This window comes from Chryseobacterium sp. GVT01B, assembly GCF_019970045.1.
In the GTDB taxonomy this organism is placed as follows: Bacteria; Bacteroidota; Bacteroidia; order Flavobacteriales; family Weeksellaceae; genus Chryseobacterium.
In genome coordinates, this window is record NZ_JAHXYI010000002.1 from 302,703 (window position 1) to 320,503 (window position 17,801).

The window sequence follows — 17,801 nt, forward strand, 5'->3', positions numbered from 1 at the left end:
AATCTATTTGAAATTCTTCCTGTATTCACCGGGCGTCACTCCCCTATATTTTTTAAACAACTTAGAAAGATGGCTTTCATCACTGAACTGGAGCTCATAAGCGATTTCACTTAAGCGTACACTGCTGTATTTTAAATAAGTTTCCACCAGCTTCAATCTATAATCCAGCAGATAATCCTGATAGGAAACGCCTGTCTGCTGTTTAAAATACTCTCCGAAATAATTCCCGGAAATCCCGAAATGTTCAGCAATAACCTGAATTCCGGTCTTCTCACGGTCTTTTATATGCTGTTGAATGTAAGTGATGATCTTCATTATCGAAAAAGCCTTGCGGTTTTCCTGAAGGTCTGAAGTTTCACTCTGAATGATATTTCTGGCAATCAGGTTGAGAAGGATCGACATACAATTGCGAATGATAAGATAATCCTCAGCTTTGTTTTTGAACTCATTCGTGATCTGCAGAATTAGGGTTTCCGCAAATTGTTCATCATTTTTATTCCTGAAGACACAGCCGGCCCTCCCATGATAATTATGGCTGATGTACTGGAGTTTATACAAATTCTCACAGCTTTCAATACGATCTGCCTCCAGCCTTATTTTATCAATAAAATCAACCGGACACTGAATACTGATAAGCTTAGCAGTTTCACTCTCAAAGCGGTATCCTTCCTGTTGAGGAATAATGAAAAGCTTACCCTGAGAAAAATTAATACTGCGGTCGTCATATGCAAGCGTACCTTTTCCTTTGACAATATAAACGAATGAAAGAAAAGCTTTTGTTTTAAACATGACCTCTTCTTCTTGCAGTTTTATTTCTCTTACTTCAATCCCTTCAAGTGGCAATCCCTTCATGACACACAGTATTTTCCTCCAAAAGTACAATTTTAACAGAATAAAAAGCTGGTAATTTTGCATAAAAAAACATGAACACATATCCGAAACGATGGCAGGCACTCAATTTTCTGATTGCAGGTGCTTTTCTCTCACCGCTGGATTATTTTATTGTCAATATGGCTTTGCCTTCTATCAAAAAGGCATTCAGCGCCAGCGATCATCAGCTTCAGATGGTCATTGCCATTTATGGACTTACCTATGCAGCACTTGTTGTTTGTGGAGGAAGATTGGGTGATATTTACGGCCGTAAAAAAGTATTTATATCAGGATTATATACTTTCCTGTTCTCATCTCTGGCCTGTGCCTTCTCTCCTGATGTTACATGGCTGATTATTTTCCGACTGTTTCAAGGCGTTGGAGCATCATTGCTTGCACCGCAGGTATTGGCTTCTATAAAGGATCTTTTCAGCAGTCAGGAGCAGCCTAAGGCTGTGAGCCTTTTCAGTTCGGTATTTGGGCTTGCTTCAGTGGCAGGACAATTGCTTGGCGGAGCTCTTCTAAGTATGCATTGGGGAAATTTTTCCTGGGAAATGGTTTTTCTTGTGAATGTACCCATTACTGTGATCTGTATTCTGGGAATCCATTTTACCATGAGTGACAGCAATAAGAAAGAACAGACAGGTATTGACTTTACAGGAGCTTTATTATTAATTCTGGCTTTACTTATGCTCATCTGCCCTCTTATTTTCGGACAAAAATTTGAGTGGGCCTGGTGGATTTTCGGAGTTATTCTTTCCGGAATCTTATTATTAATCGTGTTTCTGAGATATGAGAAAAAGCAGCTGCAAAAAAGCCGTCCGGTACTTATAGATCCGGCACTGCTGCAATATAAACCTTTTGCATTAAGCCTTCTTATTATTTTCTTTTACAATTTCACCGCTGGTTTATTCATTTGTTATCCTTATTACCTTCAGCAGTTTCTTCATCAGAACTCAATGCAGACAGGATTGGCTATCGTTCCTTATGGACTTGCATTTTTTCTGGCACCATTGATCACTTCACGGACAAAACTGGCCACTGACAAAATGATCTACGTAGGATTGGGATTATTGTTGTTCGGATTTATACTCAGTGCAGCAGCTTTCTATTTTCAGCAAAAACCATCTTTTATTACTCATATTACCCTTTTTATTGCCGGATTTGGGCACGGAACCATTATGCCGGTTATGATGCGCACAGCTATTTCTCTGGTTTCTAAAGATAAAGCAGGTCAGGCTTCCGGTCTGGTAAGCATTGGAATTCAAATTGGCAGTGTAACCGGAGGGGCTGTTATCGGGACTTTATTTTTTAATCTGATCCCTATTCTGGGATTCAAAGAAGCATTTGTGGCAGCGGTAGGAATGATTGGTATTTTTCAACTTATTGGAATAGGAGCAGGAAGCAGATTGAAGAAATTCATTGATTAAAAGACATTTAAACAACAAAAAAATTATACATTTAAATATGAGCAATACAGAAAAAATTATTTGGGAAATAGAAGAGTTTCACAGGAATATTGAAAAATGGTTTCAGGGTAAAACAGATAATCAGGAAAGTCTTTACAACAAATTATTATCCGGATTCTCACCGGATTTCAAATTGATTAATGGAAACGGAGATACTGTTACGCTATCTATGCTTGGAGAATGGCTTCCCACCGTATTTGGAAAATTCCCGGAACGAAATATTCAGGTTGAAAATATAGAAGTACATTATTCCGATTATCACGGTCTTGCCACCTATATTGAGACTCAGATTACGGGAAAAACCACAAACAGGAGACAATCGTCAGCTGTTTTTCTATTAAATGAAGAAAAAGCGTTGTGGTTTCATCTTATTGAAAACTGGATATAAATATATAACAGCCCTGATCATCTAAGAATGTTCAGGGCTGTTTAATTGTAGATTTTCTTTTACTTATTCAGACCACGGCGAATGTAAGATACAATCACAGAAGTTTCTCCTTTGGAAATTCGGGATCATGAAGGCACAAACATCAGCTTTTATATTTCCAAAAGTGGTTTCTGTTTTATGTTCAAAACCACCGAAAAAAGTAGGAATAATCTTCTTTTTAAAATCATTTCTCGGAAAAGCCCTGAGAATTTCCTCCCGATGTTCTGTACTCAGGTTTTCATATCCTTCTCCCATCACATCCAATCCTACTCCGGAATACATTAAGGCTACTTCATTCTCTTTATGTTCTGCAATTCCAATGGTAGTGTGAAGCGCAATGGTATCCCAAACCAGCTGGAGTTTATCCTGAGCAATCCCATGTCCTTTCAAAAAGTCTCTTGCAGCATTGGCTCCGTCTACCTCAAACCTCAGGTCAGAACTGCTGTAATGAGCAACAAGTCCCAAATCATGAAAGACCGATGCGACGTATAATAACTCTGTATCATGAGCCTTGTTTTCCCGTTTGGCATTCAGTGATGAGAATAAAAAAACACGCAGAGAATGATTATAAATAAATTCTGTTCCGTGTTCCAATAGCAGTTCTGTGGCTTCTGTTGCGATTTTACTGTCCGGAATGATGATTCCGGCAACTTCTTTCATACGATGTACTGACATAGCTTTATGTAATTTTATCCAAAGGTATCCTGATTACAGGTACCTGAGAATATCAATAAATACTGATGACATGTCAAAATTTCAAACTGTTTTACACCCCGAGGTGGATGAAATTACTGCGATAGTTCACCGGAGATATTTCCGTGTTTTTTTTGAAAAAGTGGCTGAATTGTTCCGAGGTCCCGAAATTAAGCTGATAAGCAATCTCTTTTACAGTATAAGAGCTAAACTGAAGAAGTCTTTTCGCTTCCGCAACAATCTGTCCGTTGATGATCTCTTTTGCGCTTTTATTACTGCATCGTTTACACAGGTCGCTCAATCTTCGTGGGGTAATATTCAACATATCTGAATAGTCGTTTACTGCATGCAGATTATGAAACTGACTGCTCAACAGCTCCATAAATTTGCGGTAAATGATATAATCCTGGCTGTCAAAAGTTTCTTCCTTTACGATTTTTATATTAGCTAATTTGATCATAATGATCTTTAAATAGGCAGCCAATACATCCATCTGATTGGTATAAGACTCTGCTTTGTATTCTGTCAGTAAGATCTTAAACAAACTTAAGAATTCGTCTGTTTCAGTCTGATCCGGTAACAGCTGTTGATTCGCTGCGGCATTATTAAACAAAACCGCTTTACAGTTACTGGCACTGGAAGGCACTCTTTCCCAAAAACAGTCTCCAAAAGAAATAAGATAACCACAGATATCAAAATGATTTTCCAACTTACAGATCTGTCCTTTAGAGAGTAAAAATATTTTTTGACCTGCAATATCAAAAGTATGTTCATCTACGGTCAGCACACCTCTACCGTTCTCAACCATTAAAATATGGTGATAATTGAGTCGTACAAAGTTTTCGGAATAAGGAATTTCATCCTCCAACCGCTTTACGGAAAAAGAATGATCAATAACAGATTCGGTTAAAATTCCTGAGACCTGTTTCATAAGGAAATTTTTAATAAAGATAGAAAGATTTTGAAATGCAAGATTAACAAGGAATAATGAACTTGAAAATGTCAAAAAACACCTAACGGATGTCAAAATTCCCTGAAAAATTATAATTTCCTGAATACTTTCATCTGTCCGGCCATAACCGCCAGTAAAATCCCGAAACAGGCAAAAAGACTGTATGAATACCTGAGATCAAAACTCTCAGCAATGTATCCGATAAGAGGCGGCCCCATCAGAAATCCTAAAAATGAAATACTGGATACAAACGATAGTGCAATACTTGGTGCAACAGTACTTACCTTTCCCACAGTGCTGTAAACTGACGGTACGCTCAGGGAACTTCCAAGACCAATAATCATAAAAGCAATGATACAAATCCATAATTCCGGGAAGAAAACGCTTAGAAAAAGTCCTCCGCTCATCAGAATACCACAACATTGCAAAACGATCTTTTTGCCATACTTTTCTATGATTCTGTTCCCGATAAACCTACCTAAAGTCATCATTAAAATAAAACTTGTATATCCCAGTATCACAAGGTTTTCAGGTGCTTTAACTATAGTTTGAAAATAAACCCCGCTCCAGTCGAACATGGCTCCTTCAATCGCCATACTCAGAAATCCTATGATTCCCAAACCAAACAGTGTAGGGTTCACAGATTTAAAAATTGACCGGGTTTGCGGCTCTGCTTTATGAATAATATTAGTCAGATTTCTTTTACTATAGAACCAAAGTACTCCTACCAGAATAAAAATAGTAACAAAATGATAGAAAGTTCCCACATGAAGGTTAATCATCAATAAACCAACAACAGCTCCCGTAAGACCAGCAAAACACCAGGCTCCGTGATAGGAAGAGAGAAGAGATCTCTTGGTAATAGATTCTATTTCAATAGCCTGCGTATTGATCGCTATATTGCACATATTTCCGGAAACCCCAAAGAAGAACAGAACAACTGCCAGCGTCCAATAAGAAGGTGATAAACCAATCAACAAAAGAAAAAAAGGATATAATAAAAAAACTCTTTTAATAATCCAGCTGCTTCCATAGATACTGATCAGTTTTCCAGCCAAAACCATCGTGGAAAGCTGTCCTATCGGCATCAGAAGTAATAATGTTCCCAGTTCTGCCTCATTGATGGAAAGTGCATTTTTAATGATAGGAATCCGGCTGGCCCAGGAAGAAAAAACAAGTCCGTGGGCAAAGAAAAGTAAGAAACAGGCTGTTGGCATTTTTGCATTAAAAGATTCTCTCTCGTTCATTATAACAGGTAATAAAAATTCCTTTTGCAAAGGTAGACACGCTCCCCTATTAAAATCTAGTTCATTTTTGTCATTTTTATGTTCCATTTTAACCAATAACAAAAAAACACCCGGTCTTTGAACCGGGTGTTTTATATCTAATTGAAAGATTGTCTGTAGCTCAGAGGCGTTTTATCTGTTTTCTTTTTAAACAGCTTATTGAATGACTGCGGATGCTCAAATCCTAGCGCATAGGCTACTTCAGATACAGAAAAACCTGTGGTAGTAAGATATTCTTTCGCCTTTTCAATCAGTTTTTCATGAATATGCTGCTGGGCATTCAGCCCGGTAAGGTTACGAAGCATATCACTCAGGTAATGTGGTGATAAATTAAGAGTGGAAGCCAGAAATTCTACTGTAGGAAGTCCTTTATTCAAGGTTTCCTGCTGATTAAAATAATTTTCAAGCACAGCATCCATCTTCGTCAACAGATCACTGTTTACAGCTTTTCTCGTGATAAACTGTCTTTTATAGAAACGGTTACTGTAATTGAGAAGAACATCCATATAAGAAATGATAACATCCTGGCTTACTTCATCAATCGTTGTATTCAATTCATTTTCAATAGTATTCAGCAGTCCTGTTATCGTTGTTTTTTCCTGATCAGACAGATGCAGTGCCTCATTCGTATCGTAAGAAAAGAAACCGAAGTTTTTGATATTCTTTGCTAAAGGATAGCTTCTGATAAAATCCGGGTGTACCAGTAACGTATAACCGCAATATTCTGCATTCTCATCAGTGGAAAGTACCTGTCCGGGTGCAGTGAACATCATTCCTCCTTCATTGAAATCATAATATCCCTGCCCATAGCCCATTTTCCCGGTGGTAGAATATTTATACGAAATTTTATAAAAATTCAGGATAAAACTTCTTTTCAGCATATCCTTTTTAATGCTCATTTTCGTATTATCCACAAGGCTTACCAACGGATGAAGCGGTTTTGGGAGCTGCAGCATGTCGTGCAGTTCTGATATGGATGAGATTTTCAGAGGAATGTTATCTTTCTTTTCCATGATATAAAATTATAAATTATTTGATTGAAAAGACAGTATAAATGTGATTTACTTTATACTGCCTTCCAAAAAAGCTGATTAAATAAACTGTTTGCCAAACTGTTCTCTGAATGCTTCATCACCTAATTCAAGGCGCTGTGCATAGATTGCTTTAGCATCTTCTCCTGCTACATATCTCAGCTGTTTTTTGCCATCTGTAGCAGCCTCGTACACCACTGCTGCAATCTGCTCAGGAGTAGAAGCAGCTTCCATCATTCCTTCCATTTTAGAAAACAGAGAATTCGTCATGTCTTCATACGCCGGACTGGATGCTGAGTCCAGAGAACGGCTTACAAAATCTGTTTTGATTCCTCCGGGAGAAACAGTTTTAACACCTATTCCAAAGGTATTAAGCTCAAAAGCTAAACTTTCGCTCCATCCTTCAAGTGCCCACTTGGTAGCATGATAAGTAGAGCCTAACGGGAATGCAACCAGTCCACCTATAGACGTTGTAGAAATGAACATTCCTTTTTTCTGTTCTCTGAAGTAAGGAATAAATGCCTGGGTAACGCGTAGAACGCCTAATAAATTCGTGTCAAGCTGTTTTACGATCTGCTCATCCGAAAGAGCTTCCAAAGGGCCTATAAGCCCATATCCTGCATTGTTGTAAACCACATCAATATCTCCCAGCTCAATAACGTGTTTAGCGGTTGACTTTATCTGCTCCGGATTAGTAACATCCAGTGGAAGTACAATCACGTTCTCCAGAGCCGCAAGATCAGTTGCTGCTTCGGGGTTTCTCATTGTAGCGATTACTCTCCATCCGTTGTTTTGAAATAATTGGGCAGTTGCTTTTCCTAATCCTGTAGAAGCACCTGTTATAAAAATTGTTTTCATTTTTCTTTGTTTAAAATTACAGGACAAAGTTCAGTATTACAACAAACCCGGGAGTTGCCAAAATGGGGTAAGCTGTAGCCAAAATGGATTCTCAAATACATTTGTTTTTTGTAAGTTTGCCCTCATCAATTTTTATGGCAGAATATATTCTTGACAACGTTAATATCAGTACACTTTCCGCATATGACCTGCTGAAACATACCTCAGACAGTGCATTCATCGGAATCAGAGATTTCCGCGAAATCTACCCTGCTGCTATTGAAAACAATACAGGAATATTTACAAAGCAATCTTCATTACAGGATTTTCCAATGGTCAGCATCAGCAAGGTTGGCAGTTCACTACTCTGCTCCTGCACGTGTGATGATCAGAAAGACAAGCTTTGTTCCCATCAGGCAGAAATCATCCATTGTATCATAGAGGATAAAAATTACCGCTTGTTTTTTGATGATATGCTTCGCAAAAAAGCCATTCTTCCCAAAGCCAAAGCATATGGATTGGAAAATGAACCGGATCTGGATCAATATTTTCAGCTTGAATACAGCGATGGTAAAATTGAAATTCATCCTAAGATCAAGGAAATGCTTCCTGTAGATGAGGTGATGCTTCAGAGAGATCTCCTTCCACAGCTTCCCTCAAAACTGGATGAATTGGCTGTACTGGAAACAGGAAAAAAACAGATATTGGTTATCGGTAAGCACCGCTATTATAACCATATGACCTTCTCCCTGATGGAAGCGGAAATAACGCAGACAGGCAAGCTCAAAAATCCGGTGACTCCTGTAGATTCCATGCAGCTGATCTGGAGAGCCGAGAAACCGGCAGAAATTAAATTTTATACAGCCATTACCTCTTTTCAGAATAATTATAATGAAGATTACAATCCTTCAGAACTGGAAGCTTTAAAACTTATTGTACAAAATCCTCTTGGATTGGATGTCTATTATCACGACCGGGAAATTGCAGAAACGGTGTCTGCAAAATCACTTTCTCAAGTTGAATTAAATACTTTAGATGCCGAGGTTCAATTATCTGTATTTAAGAAAGATCCGTTTTACGAAATAACAGGAGAATTGTTATTTAATGATATTTCTGTTCCTTTCAAAAATATTGTTCTCAGAAATGAATATTTTGTATATAACCGAAACATTTTCAGCTTTGTAGATCATCCCGACATGCTCAAAATCATCAGGTTTTTTAAGGCTAATAATGAAATTTTACTGATTCATTCCTCAAAATATGAGGCATTCATGAAGGACATCCTCTCTGCTATAGAAGAACGTATTCATATAAATTACAACTACATACAAGTCGCAACGAAAGTACAGCTTGAAGATAAGAATTATCACACGAAAAGAATAATTTATCTCCGTCAGCAGGAAAATTATATTGGTATTACTCCCGTTATGAAATACGGAGATGTAGAAGTTCCGGTGTATTCCAGGAAGCAGCTTTTTGATACGGACCAAAATGGAAATCCATTTAAAATAGAAAGAAACGAACCTGCAGAGGCCCGCTTTACTTCACTGGTCATGCAGCAGCATCCTGATTTTGAAGAGCAGATGGACGGATATCAGTATTTTTATCTTCACAGGGATAAGTTTCTGGATAACAACTGGTTTCTTGAAGCATTTGATACATGGAGAAATGAAGGGATAACCATACTGGGCTTTAATGAATTAAAAAATAACAAATTAAATTCCCATCGGGCTAAAATCAATATTCAGATCACTAGTGGACTGGATTGGTTTAATGCTAAATTAAAAGTAGGTTTTGGCCCTAAAGAAGCCTCTTTAAAACAGCTTCACCGCTCAATTCGCAATAAAAGTAAATTCGTTCAGCTGGATGATGGCAGTATGGGAATTCTCCCTGAAGAATGGATGGAAAAGATAGCCGCATACTTTCATGCAGGAGAAATTGACGAAGAACTTTTAAAGATTCCGAAAATCAGCTTCACGGAAGTTAGCTCTTTATTTGAAAAAGAAGTCCTGAGCCAGGAGGTTCAGGAAGAACTCACCACTTATTCCACTAAGTTCTCAAAAGTAAAAAATATTCCCAAAGTCAATATTCCGGCAGCACTGAATGCTGAACTCAGGGATTATCAGCATGACGGACTGAACTGGCTTAATTTTCTTGATGGATTTAACTTCGGAGGGTGTCTTGCTGATGATATGGGACTTGGAAAAACTATTCAGATCATTGCTTTTATTCTGTCACAGAGGGAAAAACGAGGGCACACCACGAATCTTATTGTAGTTCCTACTTCCCTGCTTTTCAACTGGCAGGAAGAGCTTAGCAGATTTGCACCTTCTATAAAAGTCCTGCTTCATTATGGTGCAGACAGACCCAAAACAACTGCTCATATGCAAGACTATGAAGTAGTTCTTACCACTTACGGAATGATGCTTTCGGATGTCCGTTTTCTGAAAAATTTTAATTTCAATTACGTGTTTCTGGATGAATCACAGATTATTAAAAATCCAAATTCGGAAAGATACAAAGCAGCACGGCTGCTTCAATCGAGAAACAGGATTGTATTGACTGGTACTCCTGTTGAAAACAGTACTTTTGACCTTTACAGCCAGCTTTCTTTCGCTTGCCCGGGGCTTTTGGGAAGCAAGCAGTATTTTAAAGATATTTATGCCATTCCTATTGATAAATTTGAATACAGTAAACGGGCGTTAGAACTTCAGCAAAAGATAAAGCCTTTTATTCTCAGAAGAACCAAGAAACAGGTTGCAAAAGAGCTGCCTGAGAAAACAGAAACGGTCATCTACTGTGAAATGAATGCAGAACAACGCAAAATCTATGACGCCTATGAAAAAGAGCTTCGTGAGTTTATTGCAGCCAATGATGACGATGATCTGAATAAGAACAGCATGCACGTCCTTACGGGTCTTACAAGACTCAGACAGATCTGTAACTCTCCTGTGTTGATGAAAGAAGGATATTCCGGTGCAAATGCTGTTAAAATCGAGATTTTGATGGAACAGATCCTTGGGAAATCTCAAGATCATAAAATTCTGGTCTTCTCACAGTTTGTCGGAATGCTTGATTTGATAAAGACTGAACTGGAACGCCACAATATTCAGTTTGAATATCTTACAGGGCAGACTAAAGACAGAGGAGAAAAGGTAAATAACTTCCAGAAAAATGATGACATCCGGGTCTTTTTGATCAGCTTAAAGGCTGGCGGCGTTGGTCTCAACCTAACGCAGGCGGATTATATTTATCTGGTAGATCCATGGTGGAATCCTGCAGCTGAAAACCAGGCTATTGACCGAAGTTATCGTATGGGACAAACCAAAAATGTAATTGCCGTCCGGATGATCTGTTCCAATACAGTAGAGGAAAAAATACTTACCCTTCAGAAAAAGAAAAAACAACTGGCTCAGAATCTGCTTACCACAGACGGAAAGAAACTTCAGGGACTTTCCAAACAGGATCTTATGGATTTACTGGAATCCGGATCATAATATCTAAAAAAACTGAAAATAAACCAATTACACCAATAAAAAAAACCGACAGGTAAAGGACCTGTCGATTAAAAACAAAAATTGATATGGATATGATTTAGATATGATGTGTCTATTTTTTGATAATTTTTTCTGTGACTATTTTTTGATTTTTTGTCAGGATTTTAATAAGATACGTTCCCGGAACAAAATTGTTCATAGAAACTGCCATCGAACTGCCTTCCAGCATCTTCTGCCCTGACATATTATAAATTTCATATTTCTCAAGCCCTTCTTTCATACTGATTGTTACCGAATCTGCTGTCGGGTTCGGATATATTTTAACACTGGCTGAAGCATCTTTGGAAACCTCCATTGTTGAAAGACTTTCCGGCTGAATATTAATCGTATAATCTTCTGCCTGTCCGATAAACCATCCTGAAGGACAAGGAAGATTCTCCAAAGTTCCCATCCATGAATTTGATTCATATGCTTTTACCAATCTGAAACGGGTTTCTCCAAGCTGTGCTCCTGCCGGAATGGTAATACTACCGGATGTAATTCCTGATTCTGTAGTAGTAACCGGATTGGAATTGTCCAGATATCCCAGGTTAAACTTCTCATCCGCATCAAACTGATTATTATGGTTAAAATCAATATAAGCATACGCTGATACGGTATTCTGTCCGTGTGTACCTCCTGTTACCGTTATAGGATAGGTATTTCCACGATTAACAGTAAATACAGTCGCTGTAAAATTTTCAAGAACGTCTGAGTTACCATCAATAGCGCTGCTTCTTACGGTTCCGGCAAATTCTACCTTGCTTATTTCGCTTACTGTAAGACTGGTTACATTTTCAGCACCGCAGTAAGGAGCCGGGAAATTCACTGCATTTCCTACAATATTGACGGTATAATCTTCAGTCTGCCCTGCTCTTAAACCATAACCACAAGCTGAACTGATAGAATTGGGAGCATTAGGATCTGAATAAGCCTGGACATTTGTATTTTTGAGAACACGCATTCTTGTACTTCCATTCGCTGCAGTAGCAGGAACCACTATTATATTGTTGATCGTAAATGCATTGGCCGGATTGGCCGCTTCAAGTCTTCCAATGTAGAAGCTTTCTCCGGCATCATCAAAATTACCATTCTGGTTAAAGTCTATAAAAACAACTACATCACTCGGAAAAGTACTGGAAGGACCCGTTACAGATATATTATAATTACTTCCGGGCTGCAAATCTGTAGACATTGATGTAAAATTCTCATAAATTTGTGCATTTCCAGACTGAACAGGCGATGAATTATTAATGTTCCCGAAAGTAACATTACTGATCATATTGCTGTCAGCTCCATACTGAAACACAGGCATGCAATATTGCAATTGGGCGTTCGCCAGTGAGCAAAGTACAATACCAGAAAGAGTAGTTATTTTTTTCATTTTTTGTTTAAATTTCCTGGGACAAATTTATATTTATTTAGAATGAATAAAAATAACAATGTAATGATATTTGTCAGTTTAATAAAAATAGATATTTAATGAGCCAACGATACTTATTAAATAACTCCTTTTACTAATGGATAATCAATCTGTTATAAATAAAAAGCTGTTTCTCAAATTTATTTTGAAAAACAGCTTTTTGTTATAAAAGAATAAATCTAAGGAATTTTATATGTTTTAATTTATATTTTCAATAAGAACAGCAGACGCTCCTCCCCCTCCGTTACAGATGGCAGCTATCCCCAATCTTCCTTTTTCCTGACGAAGTACACTGACTAATGTTGTGACAATTCTTGCTCCTGAAACACCAATCGGGTGTCCCAAAGCAACCGCACCACCATATACATTCACTTTATTCAGGTCATAACCCAAAATCTGCTGATTGGATAAGATAACAGAGGAATAGGCTTCATTAATCTCGAAATAATCAATATCAGATAAACTGAGACCTGTCTGTTTCAATAACTTTTGAATGGCAACAGACGGAGAAGTGGTGAACCATTCCGGAGACTGAGCCGCATCTGCATATGCTATGATTCTGGCTAAGGGTTTCAAATTATGCTGCTGAACAGCTTCTGAAGATCCTAATAGGATTGCTGCAGCTCCGTCATTCAGATTACTTGAGTTTGCAGCTGTCAATGTACCGTCTGCTTCAAATGCAGGTTTTAAAAGAGAAATTTTCTCAGGAATAAGTTTGTCAATATCTTCGTCTTTATCTACGATTATAGCACTTTTCTTTCCTTCAATCGATATTTGGATCAACTCATCATTGAATTTGCCGTTTTTTGCCGCTTCCTGAGCCCGATGGTAGGAAAACAAAGCATATTCATCAAGCTGCTGACGCGTTAATCCATATTTTTTTACACCCAGTTCAGCTGCACTTCCCATATGGAAATCATTATACACATCCCACAACCCATCTTTGATCACGCCATCAGTAAGATGAGAGTCTCCCAGTTTTGTTCCCTGGCGAAGCTTAACGTAATGGGGAACATTGCTCATACTTTCCATTCCACCGGTCATGACAATATGTTCCAGACCAAGCTGAATCTGCTGAGCACCGATCATTGCAGACTTCATACCCGAAGCACAGGCTTTATTAATCGTTGTGGCATCTTTATCTACAGGAATTCCTCCAAAAATAGCGGCCTGCCTTGCGGGAGATTGTCCCAACCCGGCACTGAGTACATTTCCCATGTACACACTGTCTATATATTCCGGAGCCAATCCGATGTTTTCATAGGCATTTTTAATTGCTACTGCTCCCAACTGAGGAGCGGTAAATCCGGATAGGCTTCCCATAAAGCCACCTACCGGAGTTCGTTTTGCAGCTAATATAAATACTTCTTTCATAAGATATTATTTTTTAATACCAATCGGTATATTTTTGGTTAAAAAAAATTCCCTCATATTCCACAAGGGAATAATACAAAGATAATTAAAATATACCGATTGGTATATTAAAGATTTAAAAAAAATCTTACTTATTACAGCAAGATTTTAGTTTTTATGTTCTACTTAGCTGATCCAGTTTTTTAAGCAGTGTGGGCATTCTGTAAATGCCATGCATTTGTTCTACTTTCAACTGAACTTCATCTACATTCATTCCTTTGGCTGTAACAAAAAGCGGTGTTTTACTTTCTCCACGGAATACGCTTCTCCTTTCGGAATCGGGAGTTGTAAATTCATTTTTTGCGATCCCAATAATAGGATACTTCTCTTTTAATTCTTCGTAAAGATGGCCACCCAGTCCAATTTTCCCACTGTTATCCAAAGTAACATATCCGTCAACAATGATAATGTCTTCCGGTTTTAATACTATTTTCGTCAGCAAACTTAAAATGCAGGGTAATTCTCTTTTGTAAAATGCTCCGCTTTCATATTCTGAAGTTACAGATGTTTGTTCTATAAAAACTTCCACTTCTTTTTCAGATGTCCAGTCCTCAAATGCAATACACACGGTATTGGCATAATTCTCATAATAATAGGTGTCAAATGCGTAAATCATATTTTATTCCTTAAAAAACTCACCGAAATGCCACAAAATCCCCGAAGGATCATGCACAAAACACTCTTTCCCCCATTCCATAGTTCTTACAGGCGTAAGTCTCACATTTTCATAGGTGTCTGTAAGCTTTAAAGATAAAAGTTCTTCCCAGAATTCATCTGTATTGGCCACTTCCATGAAGATCATGGTATTATCAACCCAATCTTTTGCATAATAATCCTGAAGGTAAAAGCCTATTTCCTCACGTATAAACAGCGATAGTTTGGGCTCAAGAACAACTTCTTCAAATCCGAGATCTTTATAAAAGTTTCTGCTGATCTCAAAATTCTGTGCTCCTATAAAAGGCCTGATGGATTTTAATTTCGGTGTCATACTATTTTATTTTTCCAGTATTCATAGGTCATTTCAAACTTTATCTCTCCTTTTCCATGGGTTCCTGTTTCCTTCCAACCAGATTTTCTGTAAAAATTCTCAGCCCTTGTTCCGGGTGAAGTACCAAGCCACAGATCGTCTTTCTTTTGTTCAAAATACCAGTCGAGCATGATGTCATGAAGCTTTCTGCCGATTCCCTGGTTTTCAAAATCAGGATGTATAAACAAAGCCCAGATATTGTTTTCTTTGAGATCTGCAATGGAAAAACCAACAATCTGTCCTTCTGTCTCACCTACCCATCCTTTTCCTCTATGAAAAAGAAATTCCTCACAGTCTTTATCTGTAACCAATCCCGGATCTGATAGTGTATTTTCTTTCACCGAATTTCTTACAACCTGTATCTGTGGAATATCTTCCGGTCTTGCTTCTCGAATTACTATATTCATGGTAATTTGTTGATAACTGCTAAATCTTTTTACTCTTAATCCTTGTCAAGGTTTAAAATCTTGACAAGGATGATATCTGATTATTTTCTGTCAACCACAATTCTTTCTTCTCTATTGGCAATATCCCAAGCTGTAGTAAAGATAAGCTGGGTTCTTTTCTCCAATAGTTGATAATCAATCTTTTCAGGATCATCGCCTGGTTTATGATAATCTTCATGAATACCATCAAAGAAGAAGGCTACAGGAATGTTATGTTTGGCAAAGTTATAGTGATCTGAACGGTAATATAATTGTTCAGGATCATTCAAATCATCATACTTGTAATTAAGTTCCAGATTATTGGTTCTCTTATTGGCTGCTTCATTGATTACTTTAAGCTGAGAACTTAACATTTCAGAACCAATAACATACACATATTGCTTTCCTCTGTTGGCAGGATCATCACGCCCTATCATATCAATATTAAGATCAACAACAGTATTGGCCAATGGGAAGACAGGGTTTTCGGAATAATATTCTGAACCAAACAATCCGTGCTCTTCTCCTGTAACATGCAGAAACAGGATTGATCTTTTGGGTCCTTTTCCTGTTTTTTTAGCCTGCTGGAATGCTTTTGCAATTTCCATTACGGCAACAGTTCCGCTTCCGTCATCATCAGCTCCGTTGTACACCACTCCATTTTTTGTTCCTACGTGGTCATAATGTGCTGAAACTACAACAATCTCGTCTGGTTTTTCACTTCCTTCAATAAAAGCCAGAATATTTTCAGAATCAGGGAGATTACCTCCACCTCTTTTTTTCATAAACTCAGACGGAACTTTCTGATAGTATGAGCCTAATGCTTTCGGTCCGGAAATACCAAGATTTTTATAGTAATTAATCATATACTCTCCCGCTTTCTTCTGTCCTTTACTTCCTGTATCACGCCCTTCCATATCATCTGCTGCAATAACATACAGATTTTTCTTTAAATCTTCAGCATTAATTACCTTGTATGCATTATTAAATGCCTTGTTATGTTTTGTAGAAACAGGATGTGAAGAATTTCCATCAGCTATTTTTGCCGTTCCACAACTGGTCACTACAGCCATGGCCAATAACGGAATAAGTATTTTTTTCATAAAGAATAAATTTCTTAAAAATAACAAATTTTATTGAAACCCAACATGAGGGATCAAAATCCCAAAATCGTATGTTACTCATTTTAAAATTAACAATAATTCAATGCAATGTCAATTCCAGTGTTAATTTTTTATTATATTTGATTACAATACAAAAATAGGTGGACAAAATTTACGGATTTACTCATTATTCCTTTTTTACAGAAATGTCCGAGCTGGCAAACAGGCACGGAAGCTTTGATCTTTCTCTGGGCCTTCCCGATTTTGATATTGATGAACGACTTAAAATATTTTTAAAAGAAGCCGCCGAAAAAGAGACTTATCATTATGAACCTCTTTCCGGCAATCCTCTCCTGATTGAAAGTATCATCCGATTCAATGCAAAACGGACTAACAAAATACCTGTGACCACTAAGGAAATAACCATTGTTCCGTGTGCAACCTTTGCTTTACATACTTCCCTCAAATCCATTTTAAATCAATATGATGAAGTGATTATTATTCAGCCGTCATATTACACCTATGGACCTGCTGTTGTAATGAATGGAGGAATTCCTGTTTATTATGATCTTGACGGTGATTTTACCATCAACTGGGATTTGTTTAAAAACTGTATTACTGAAAAAACCAAAGCTGTCATTGTCAATTCTCCCCAAAATCCAACCGGAAAAGTATGGAAAAAAGAAGACTGGAATCAATTGTATGAACTGATTAAGGACCGCAACATTTATTTGATTTCTGAGGAAATATATGATACGTACTGCTATGATGAAGCTGAGCATTACAGTTCTTTTATTCATCCGGGGCTAAGGGAAAAGACGTTCTGCATTTTTTCTTTTGGCAAAATGTTTCATACTTCCGGATGGAAAGTGAGTTACATGCTTGCTTCTGAAGCTTTAACGGCAAGATTTCAGTGCCATCAGCAGTATATCTCTTACAGTGCCAGTGCCCCGGCACAATATGCTATCGCAAAGTATCTGGATGTATTTGACCCGGCTATCAATAAAGAGATAATGCAGAATAAAAGGGATATTTTTAATCAGTTGATTCAAGAAACTCCCCTGCAGATAGAGCAACAGGCAGAAGGAAGTGTTTTTCAGGTGGTTAATTTCAGGAATATTTCATCAACAATGACGGATGTAGAATTTTCAAAATGGCTTACGATTGAGAAAAATGTATCCTGTCTTCCACTTTCGGCTTTTTACAATTCAAGACACAATTCAGATTATATAAGGTTCAGTTTTGCTAAAAAGGATGAACTGATTATTCAGGCGTTGGAACATTTGAAAAAGAATCTTTAATTTTTCTA

Annotated in this window: 16 protein-coding genes; 4 read left to right on the forward strand and 12 right to left on the reverse strand. The window is 37.6% G+C overall.

Annotated features, from left to right (window positions below):
• Positions 1–3: 3 nt before the first annotated feature.
• Complete coding sequence (locus LC457_RS04780; RefSeq protein WP_223598850.1) at positions 4–852, reverse strand: AraC family transcriptional regulator; 849 nt, start codon at positions 850–852, stop codon at positions 4–6.
• A 71-nt stretch (positions 853–923) separates the two neighbouring features.
• Here LC457_RS04780 and LC457_RS04785 point away from each other — a divergent pair, with 71 nt between their 5' ends.
• Together LC457_RS04785 and LC457_RS04790 are read left to right on the forward strand one after the other, a co-directional pair.
• Positions 924–2,300 carry an MFS transporter gene (locus tag LC457_RS04785; protein ID WP_223598851.1) on the forward strand — a complete coding sequence of 459 codons (1,377 nt, stop codon included), beginning with the start codon at positions 924–926 and terminating at the stop codon, positions 2,298–2,300.
• A gap of 37 nt (positions 2,301–2,337) precedes the next feature.
• Positions 2,338–2,727, forward strand: a complete 390-nt coding sequence (locus tag LC457_RS04790) for a hypothetical protein (protein ID WP_223598852.1) — start codon at positions 2,338–2,340, stop codon at positions 2,725–2,727.
• A 63-nt stretch (positions 2,728–2,790) separates the two neighbouring features.
• Here the strand turns inward: LC457_RS04790 and LC457_RS04795 are convergent, their stop codons facing one another.
• From LC457_RS04795 to LC457_RS04815, 5 genes are all read right to left on the reverse strand, one after another.
• Entirely contained in the window at positions 2,791–3,441 is a 651-nt protein-coding gene (locus LC457_RS04795; protein WP_223598853.1) for an HD domain-containing protein, read from the reverse strand.
• 91 nt (positions 3,442–3,532) lie between these two features.
• Positions 3,533–4,390 carry a helix-turn-helix domain-containing protein gene (locus LC457_RS04800; protein ID WP_223598854.1) on the reverse strand — a complete coding sequence of 286 codons (858 nt, stop codon included), beginning with the start codon at positions 4,388–4,390 and terminating at the stop codon, positions 3,533–3,535.
• A 110-nt stretch (positions 4,391–4,500) separates the two neighbouring features.
• Positions 4,501–5,658, reverse strand: coding sequence for an MFS transporter (locus LC457_RS04805; RefSeq protein WP_223598855.1), 1,158 nt, complete (start codon positions 5,656–5,658; stop codon positions 4,501–4,503).
• Positions 5,659–5,795: 137 nt separating this feature from the next.
• Positions 5,796–6,710, reverse strand: a complete 915-nt coding sequence (locus LC457_RS04810) for an AraC family transcriptional regulator (protein ID WP_223598856.1) — start codon at positions 6,708–6,710, stop codon at positions 5,796–5,798.
• 78 nt (positions 6,711–6,788) lie between these two features.
• Positions 6,789–7,586: an SDR family oxidoreductase gene (locus LC457_RS04815; protein WP_223598857.1), complete on the reverse strand. Its 798-nt coding sequence runs from the start codon at positions 7,584–7,586 to the stop codon at positions 6,789–6,791.
• A 134-nt stretch (positions 7,587–7,720) separates the two neighbouring features.
• Between LC457_RS04815 and LC457_RS04820 the strand changes: the two genes are divergently transcribed.
• Positions 7,721–11,062, forward strand: a complete 3,342-nt coding sequence (locus LC457_RS04820) for a DEAD/DEAH box helicase (protein ID WP_223598858.1) — start codon at positions 7,721–7,723, stop codon at positions 11,060–11,062.
• 112 nt (positions 11,063–11,174) lie between these two features.
• On the opposite strand, the gene LC457_RS04825 is transcribed toward LC457_RS04820, so the two are convergent.
• From LC457_RS04825 to LC457_RS04850, 6 genes are all read right to left on the reverse strand, one after another.
• A complete protein-coding gene (locus tag LC457_RS04825) occupies positions 11,175–12,485 on the reverse strand; it encodes a T9SS type A sorting domain-containing protein (RefSeq protein ID WP_223598859.1) in 1,311 nt (436 codons plus the stop codon).
• Between the two features lie 237 nt (positions 12,486–12,722).
• Complete coding sequence (locus tag LC457_RS04830; RefSeq protein ID WP_223598860.1) at positions 12,723–13,898, reverse strand: acetyl-CoA C-acyltransferase; 1,176 nt, start codon at positions 13,896–13,898, stop codon at positions 12,723–12,725.
• A 154-nt stretch (positions 13,899–14,052) separates the two neighbouring features.
• A complete protein-coding gene (locus tag LC457_RS04835) occupies positions 14,053–14,553 on the reverse strand; it encodes an endonuclease V (RefSeq protein WP_223598861.1) in 501 nt (166 codons plus the stop codon).
• A gap of 3 nt (positions 14,554–14,556) precedes the next feature.
• Positions 14,557–14,925, reverse strand: a complete 369-nt coding sequence (locus LC457_RS04840) for a glyoxalase (protein ID WP_223598862.1) — start codon at positions 14,923–14,925, stop codon at positions 14,557–14,559.
• Complete coding sequence (locus tag LC457_RS04845) at positions 14,922–15,371, reverse strand: GNAT family N-acetyltransferase (protein WP_223598863.1); 450 nt, start codon at positions 15,369–15,371, stop codon at positions 14,922–14,924. Before LC457_RS04845 ends, LC457_RS04840 begins: the two co-directional genes overlap by 4 nt.
• An 80-nt stretch (positions 15,372–15,451) precedes the next feature.
• Complete coding sequence (locus tag LC457_RS04850; RefSeq protein WP_223598864.1) at positions 15,452–16,492, reverse strand: M28 family metallopeptidase; 1,041 nt, start codon at positions 16,490–16,492, stop codon at positions 15,452–15,454.
• A 161-nt stretch (positions 16,493–16,653) separates the two neighbouring features.
• Here LC457_RS04850 and LC457_RS04855 point away from each other — a divergent pair, with 161 nt between their 5' ends.
• Positions 16,654–17,793 (forward strand): aminotransferase class I/II-fold pyridoxal phosphate-dependent enzyme, encoded by a 1,140-nt coding sequence (locus LC457_RS04855; protein WP_223598865.1) that lies wholly within the window; start codon positions 16,654–16,656, stop codon positions 17,791–17,793.
• The last annotated feature ends 8 nt before the right edge of the window (positions 17,794–17,801 follow it).

Bases quoted from the DNA above. Each gene is read 5' to 3' on its own strand.
- LC457_RS04780 (WP_223598850.1), bottom strand. From the start codon at position 852: ATGAAGGGATTGCCACTTGAAGGGATTGAAGTAAGAGAAATAAAACTG.
- LC457_RS04785 (WP_223598851.1), top strand. From the start codon at position 924: ATGAACACATATCCGAAACGATGGCAGGCACTCAATTTTCTGATTGCA.
- LC457_RS04790 (WP_223598852.1), top strand. From the start codon at position 2,338: ATGAGCAATACAGAAAAAATTATTTGGGAAATAGAAGAGTTTCACAGG.
- LC457_RS04795 (WP_223598853.1), bottom strand. From the start codon at position 3,441: ATGTCAGTACATCGTATGAAAGAAGTTGCCGGAATCATCATTCCGGAC.
- LC457_RS04800 (WP_223598854.1), bottom strand. From the start codon at position 4,390: ATGAAACAGGTCTCAGGAATTTTAACCGAATCTGTTATTGATCATTCT.
- LC457_RS04805 (WP_223598855.1), bottom strand. From the start codon at position 5,658: ATGAACGAGAGAGAATCTTTTAATGCAAAAATGCCAACAGCCTGTTTC.
- LC457_RS04810 (WP_223598856.1), bottom strand. From the start codon at position 6,710: ATGGAAAAGAAAGATAACATTCCTCTGAAAATCTCATCCATATCAGAA.
- LC457_RS04815 (WP_223598857.1), bottom strand. From the start codon at position 7,586: ATGAAAACAATTTTTATAACAGGTGCTTCTACAGGATTAGGAAAAGCA.
- LC457_RS04820 (WP_223598858.1), top strand. From the start codon at position 7,721: ATGGCAGAATATATTCTTGACAACGTTAATATCAGTACACTTTCCGCA.
- LC457_RS04825 (WP_223598859.1), bottom strand. From the start codon at position 12,485: ATGAAAAAAATAACTACTCTTTCTGGTATTGTACTTTGCTCACTGGCG.
- LC457_RS04830 (WP_223598860.1), bottom strand. From the start codon at position 13,898: ATGAAAGAAGTATTTATATTAGCTGCAAAACGAACTCCGGTAGGTGGC.
- LC457_RS04835 (WP_223598861.1), bottom strand. From the start codon at position 14,553: ATGATTTACGCATTTGACACCTATTATTATGAGAATTATGCCAATACC.
- LC457_RS04840 (WP_223598862.1), bottom strand. From the start codon at position 14,925: ATGACACCGAAATTAAAATCCATCAGGCCTTTTATAGGAGCACAGAAT.
- LC457_RS04845 (WP_223598863.1), bottom strand. From the start codon at position 15,371: ATGAATATAGTAATTCGAGAAGCAAGACCGGAAGATATTCCACAGATA.
- LC457_RS04850 (WP_223598864.1), bottom strand. From the start codon at position 16,492: ATGAAAAAAATACTTATTCCGTTATTGGCCATGGCTGTAGTGACCAGT.